The sequence below is a fragment of the Streptomyces solincola genome (assembly GCF_002982015.1).
Taxonomy (GTDB): Bacteria; Actinomycetota; Actinomycetes; order Streptomycetales; family Streptomycetaceae; genus Streptomyces; species Streptomyces solincola.
On record NZ_PVLV01000276.1, the window covers coordinates 1 to 4967 of the forward strand.

A 4967-nucleotide genomic window follows, 5' to 3' on the forward strand; every position below is an offset into this window, starting at 1 on the left:
CCGTCCGCGTGTCAGGTCACCAGGCGGTGGTGGCGCCCGGCTTCTGGTTCGGCAGCAGCAGCCAGAGCGCTATGTAGAGCAGGAACTGCGGCCCCGGCAGCAGACAGGACACCACGAAGATCACGCGCATCGTGGTCGCGGAGGTGCCGAAGCGCCGCGCCAGCGCCGCGCACACTCCGCCGATCATGCGTCCGTCACGAGGGCGGGCAAGTGCGGCCATGGTGGGCTCCTTCGAGGTCGTGGGGCGAGCCGTCCACCGGCTCTTCCGTAACCCCATAGTGACCCCGCCGCCCGGGGCAAAACGTCGGACTACGGGGCGATCCCGACCCTGGGAATCCTCGGGGTCGCACCCTGAGACACCTCGTCCCGCGCGGCTCCGCCCCCGCCGCCCCGGGCCGCCGACCCGGCCGGGCGGGCCGCCCGGCGGCGCAGCCGGGCCCGCCAGGCGGGCACCACGGCCAGGTGGGCCAGCGCCACCCCGGCCATCGCCAGCAGCACCGCGTCCACGTCCACCACCCGGCCCGGCACCGCCGTCTGGATCAGCTCGACGCCCAGCGACACCAGGCCGCCCGCCAACACCGTACGGGCCAGCGACCCCCAGCGGCCCGCGTCCAACCGGCCGCCCGCCATCGGCAGCAGCACCCCCAGCGGGGCGAGCAAGGCCAGCCCGCCGCCGATCCGGCGCACCGCCTCGGCCGGTCCGGCCGCCAGCGCGGCCCGGATGCCGGCCAGCGGCTCCAGGTTCGGCGCCATCACCCACGGCAGGTCCAGCGGGCGGAGAGTCAGCCAGGCGACGACCGAGAGATGGACGGTGAGGAGGACGAACCCCGCCGCGCGGAAGCGGATGACGGCGCTGCCGCCCGAACCATGACGCTGCACGACCCCCAAGACGTGGCGGGCGGCAGGATCGGTTCCGCATGCCGTTCTGGACGAGACGGGCGTCACGGCGACGGCTTTCCCGGCTCCCCCGACTCGCCCGGCTCCCCCGACTCGCCCGGCTCTCCCGGCGAGGGCGCTGTCGACGACGGGCCCTGCGGCGACGCCGCTGTGGGGGACGGCGTCCCCGCCGGAGTGCCGCCGGGCGGCGCGGACCGGGTCGGCACCGGCGACTCCGGCCGCTCCTTCTGCTCCGCCGGGCAGGCGTACCGCCGCACCGGGTAGTCGCCCGGCCCGCCCAGCACCACCGTGCCGTCCCCGGCGGCCACACCGTTCTCCGCGTAGCTGCACACCAGTTGGGACAGCGCCGTGCCCGGCAGGTCCTCCGGCTGCCGGCTCAGCCGCAGCGCCCCCGCCGGATCGCCCGACCGCGGCCCCGACACCGCCAGCGGCGGCTCCACATGGCTGGCGAACCCGGCCTCCCGCTCCTCCTCCGAGGGACGGGACAGCAACTGGTTCAGCAGCGCCCGGGCCGTCGCCTGCCGGGCCCGCTCGGCCGGCAGCCCGTCCGTCGACGGCACCCTGCGCACCACCGCCTCCAGACCCGAGGCGCACACCAGGTACACCCGCACCGGCTGCGCCGCCCCGGTGCCGGCCGTCGCCGCCGGGGCATCCCCGCCCGGCACCGTGCACGGCAGCCGGGAGGGCGCCGCCCCCGCGTCCACCGGCACCGACGTGGTCCGGATCCCGCACCCCGCGCTCACCGCCCCGAGCACCGCAACCGCCGCCAGCGCCACCGCACCGCGCGACGACACCCACCGCGCCGCCGCCGCGTCCTCACGCACGGACCTCGCCGCCGTCACCGGCGTCCTCCCCTCCGTCGTCCGCGCCGACGCCCCGGGAGGGGTCCACCGGCAGCCGCAGCTCGAACACCGCGCCGTCCCCGTCCGGCGAGTTGCGCGCCGCGATCGAACCGCCGTGGATCATCGCGTTCTCCCTCGCGATCGACAGCCCGAGCCCCGAGCCCTCACTGCGCGGCCGCGAGGCGCTCGCCTTGTAGAACCGGTCGAAGACATGCGGCAGCACCTCCTCGGGGATGCCGGGACCGTGGTCGCGCACCTCGATCACCAGCTCCTCGCCCACCGAGCGCGCCTCGCCGGCCGTGCGCACCGACACCCGCACCGGCGAACCGCCGTGCTTGAGCGCGTTGCCGATCAGGTTGGCCAGGATCACGTCCAGTCGGCGCGGGTCCAGCCGGGCGGTGATCCCGCGCTCGGCGTCCAGCTCCACCGCGTCCAGCCACGCCCGCGCGTCGACGCACGCCGTCACCTGGTCGGCCACGTCCACCTCGTCCAGCACCAGCCGGGCGGTGCCCGCGTCGAAGCGGGTGACCTCCATCAGGTTCTCCACCAGCGTGTTCAGCCGCCGGGTCTCGCTGACCACCAGCGCCACCGCCGGGGCGATCATCGGGTCCAGGCCGTCCTGCTCCTCCTCCAGCACCTCCGTCACCGCGGTCAGCGCCGTCATCGGGGTGCGCAGCTCGTGCGACATGTCGGCGACGAACCGGCGGCTGGACTCCTCCCGGGCGCTCATGTCGGCGACCTTCTTCTGAAGGCTCTCCGCCGCCGCGTTGAACGTCCGCGCCAGCTCGGCCAGCTCGTCGGTGCCCGACACCCGCAGCCGCGTCTCCAGCTCGCCCTCGCCCAGCCTCCGGGCCGCCTCGCCCAGCTTGTGCACCGGCCTGAGCACCGTGGTCGCCGCCGCCTGCGCCAGCAGCGCGGAGCCGATCAGCGCCAGCAGCGTCGCGATCCCCAGCGACCAGGCCAGCGACGACAGGTCCTGCCGCTCGGCCTCCAGCGAGGCCGACATGTAACCGGTCGGCCCGCCGCCGTCCACCCGCGCCCCGCCCACCAGGTACGGCGTCCCGCCGCGCTCGGTGCGCTGCCAGAACAGGTGGTACGGGTAGTCCTCGCCGTCCTCGCCGACCTCCTGCCGCCGCTCCACCGCCTGCCGCAGCGACGCCGGCACGTCGTCCATGGTGAAGCGGTCCGGGTCGGACGCGCCCACGATCGGCTTGCCGCCGTCCCGCTCGCCCAGCAGCACCACGCCGTAGCCGACGGCGCTGGAGGAGGCCATCTGCTCGGCCGCGCGCTGCAACTCCTCCTCGGTGGGCCGCAGCGGCAGCGCCGCGGCCCGGTCCTGCATCTCCTGCCGGAAGTCGTTCAGCGCCGAGTCCTGCGTCCGGGTCAGCACCGCCTCCCGGTTCAGCCAGTACGCGATGCCGGACGCGGACACCGCCGCGGTCAGCGCCACCAGCCCGAACACCACCACCAGCCGCATCCGCAGACTGGTCCAGCGCAGCCCCCCGGCCGCCGCCCCCGACGGGACGGGCTTGCGCACCCCCACCCTCACGCAGGCACGTCCAACCGGTAACCCACCCCGCGGACCGTGCGGATCAGCGTCGGCGAGGACGGCACGTCCTCCACCTTCGCCCGCAGCCGCTGCACACAGGCGTCCACCAGACGCGAGTCGCCCAGGTAGTCGTGCTCCCACACCAGCCGCAGCAACTGCTGCCGGGACAGCGCCTGCCCCGGCCGCCGGCTCAGCTCCAGCAGCAGCCGCAGCTCGGTCGGGGTGAGCTGGAGGTCCTCGCCGTTCTTCGTCACGGTCATCGCCGAGCGGTCGATCACCAGCGAGCCGAAGACCGCCGAGTCCGTGGACTCCCGCTCCCCGCGCCGCAGCACCGCCCGGATCCGGGCGTCCAGCACCCGGCCCTGCACCGGCTTGACGACATAGTCGTCCGCACCGGACTCCAAGCCCACCACCACGTCGATGTCGTCGCTGCGCGCGGTCAGCAGGATGATCGGCAACTGGTCGGTGCGCCGGATGCGCCGGCACACCTCGAAGCCGTCGATGCCGGGCAGCATCACGTCCAGCACGACCAGGTCCGGCCGCTGCTCGCGCAGCATCTTCAGACCGTCCTCGCCCGTCGCCGCGGTGGCCACCTTGTGGCCCTGGCGGGTGAGCGAGAGTTCGAGGGCCGTGCGGATGGAATCGTCGTCCTCGATCAGCAACAGGAAAGGCACCCCGCCATTCTGTCCCATGGCCCCGCGCGCCCAGAACCCGCGGACACCCGCCGCGGCCTGCCGTCCCGCGCACCACACCGGCCGCACCCGCCGCTGTGACACGCCTGTGACAGTCGGGGGACACCGCTGAGAAACGCCCCCGGCAAGCTCGTCAGCATCGTCAACGAACACGACCGACTCACTCCTTCAACGACGGGGGGCGCGCGATGAACGCACTGCACGGCACCACCTCCAGCGCAGTCGTCACGCGACTCCACGACATCCACAAGCACGACGTCCAGAAGTCCGGCGCCGCGAACTCGCGGGGGTGCGTTCGCAGCGCCGGGCGTCAGCACAAGGCGCCCTACATGGTCGCCGTGGCTGACGGGGGAGCGGCGTACGGGGAGGGCACGGGGGAGCGGACGAGCCTGAGCGAGGCGGAGTTCACCGCCTACGTCCAGGAGCGCCGCGCCTCCCTGTACGCCACCGCCTACCACCTGACCGGCGACCGGTTCGAGGCCGAGGACCTGCTGCAAAGCGCGCTGTTCTCGACCTACCGGGCCTGGGAGCGGATCAGCGACAAGGCGGCGGTCGGCGGCTACCTGCGCCGCACCATGACCAACCTGCACATCAGCGCCTGGCGCCGCCGCAAGCTCAACGAGTACCCGACGGAGGAGCTGCCGGAGACGGCCGGCGACACCGACGCGATGCGCGGCACCGAGCTGCGCGCGGTGCTCTGGCAGGCGCTCGCCCGGCTGCCCGAACTCCAGCGCACCATGCTGGTGCTGCGCTACTACGAGGGCCGCACCGACCCGGAGATCGCCGACATCCTGAACATCAGCGTCGGCACGGTGAAGTCGAGCATCTGGCGGTCGCTGCGGCGGCTGCGCGAGGACGAGGCGCTGAGCTTCGGCCGGAACGAACAGGAGTCCTTCGGCGAGCTGGTGGCCTGAGGGTAACGGGGGGCCGCCGCCCGGGGGGACGGCGGCCCCCCGTTACCCTCAGGCCACCAGCTCGCCGAAGGAC

6 protein-coding genes are annotated in these 4967 nt (G+C 74.3%); 1 reads left to right on the forward strand and 5 read right to left on the reverse strand.

Features of this window, described 5'->3' with window-relative positions; translation table 11 throughout:
- Positions 1-16 precede the first annotated feature (16 nt).
- From C6N75_RS18320 to afsQ1, 5 genes are all read right to left on the reverse strand, one after another.
- Positions 17-220, reverse strand: a complete 204-nt coding sequence (locus tag C6N75_RS18320; RefSeq protein ID WP_105869983.1) for a PspC domain-containing protein — start codon at positions 218-220, stop codon at positions 17-19.
- A gap of 89 nt (positions 221-309) precedes the next feature.
- Complete coding sequence (locus C6N75_RS18325) at positions 310-888, reverse strand: VanZ family protein (protein ID WP_407703241.1); 579 nt, start codon at positions 886-888, stop codon at positions 310-312.
- A gap of 53 nt (positions 889-941) precedes the next feature.
- Positions 942-1739 carry a hypothetical protein gene (locus C6N75_RS18330; protein ID WP_322888060.1) on the reverse strand — a complete coding sequence of 266 codons (798 nt, stop codon included), beginning with the start codon at positions 1737-1739 and terminating at the stop codon, positions 942-944.
- Positions 1714-3216 (reverse strand): sensor histidine kinase, encoded by a 1503-nt coding sequence (locus C6N75_RS18335; RefSeq protein ID WP_105869987.1) that lies wholly within the window; start codon positions 3214-3216, stop codon positions 1714-1716. The genes C6N75_RS18330 and C6N75_RS18335 overlap by 26 nt, the downstream gene beginning before the upstream one ends.
- Before the next feature lie 68 nt (positions 3217-3284).
- Positions 3285-3962: a two-component system response regulator AfsQ1 gene (gene afsQ1, locus C6N75_RS18340; RefSeq protein ID WP_181160527.1), complete on the reverse strand. Its 678-nt coding sequence runs from the start codon at positions 3960-3962 to the stop codon at positions 3285-3287.
- 206 nt (positions 3963-4168) lie between these two features.
- Here afsQ1 and C6N75_RS18345 point away from each other — a divergent pair, with 206 nt between their 5' ends.
- Complete coding sequence (locus tag C6N75_RS18345; RefSeq protein ID WP_105869986.1) at positions 4169-4894, forward strand: SigE family RNA polymerase sigma factor; 726 nt, start codon at positions 4169-4171, stop codon at positions 4892-4894.
- Positions 4895-4967 lie beyond the last annotated feature (73 nt).

What these genes read in the sequence shown, in the direction of transcription:
- C6N75_RS18320 (WP_105869983.1), bottom strand. Translation starts at nt 220, where the DNA reads ATGGCCGCACTTGCCCGCCCTCGTGACGGACGCATGATCGGCGGAGTG.
- C6N75_RS18335 (WP_105869987.1), bottom strand. Translation starts at nt 3,216, where the DNA reads ATGCGGCTGGTGGTGGTGTTCGGGCTGGTGGCGCTGACCGCGGCGGTG.
- C6N75_RS18345 (WP_105869986.1), top strand. Translation starts at nt 4,169, where the DNA reads ATGAACGCACTGCACGGCACCACCTCCAGCGCAGTCGTCACGCGACTC.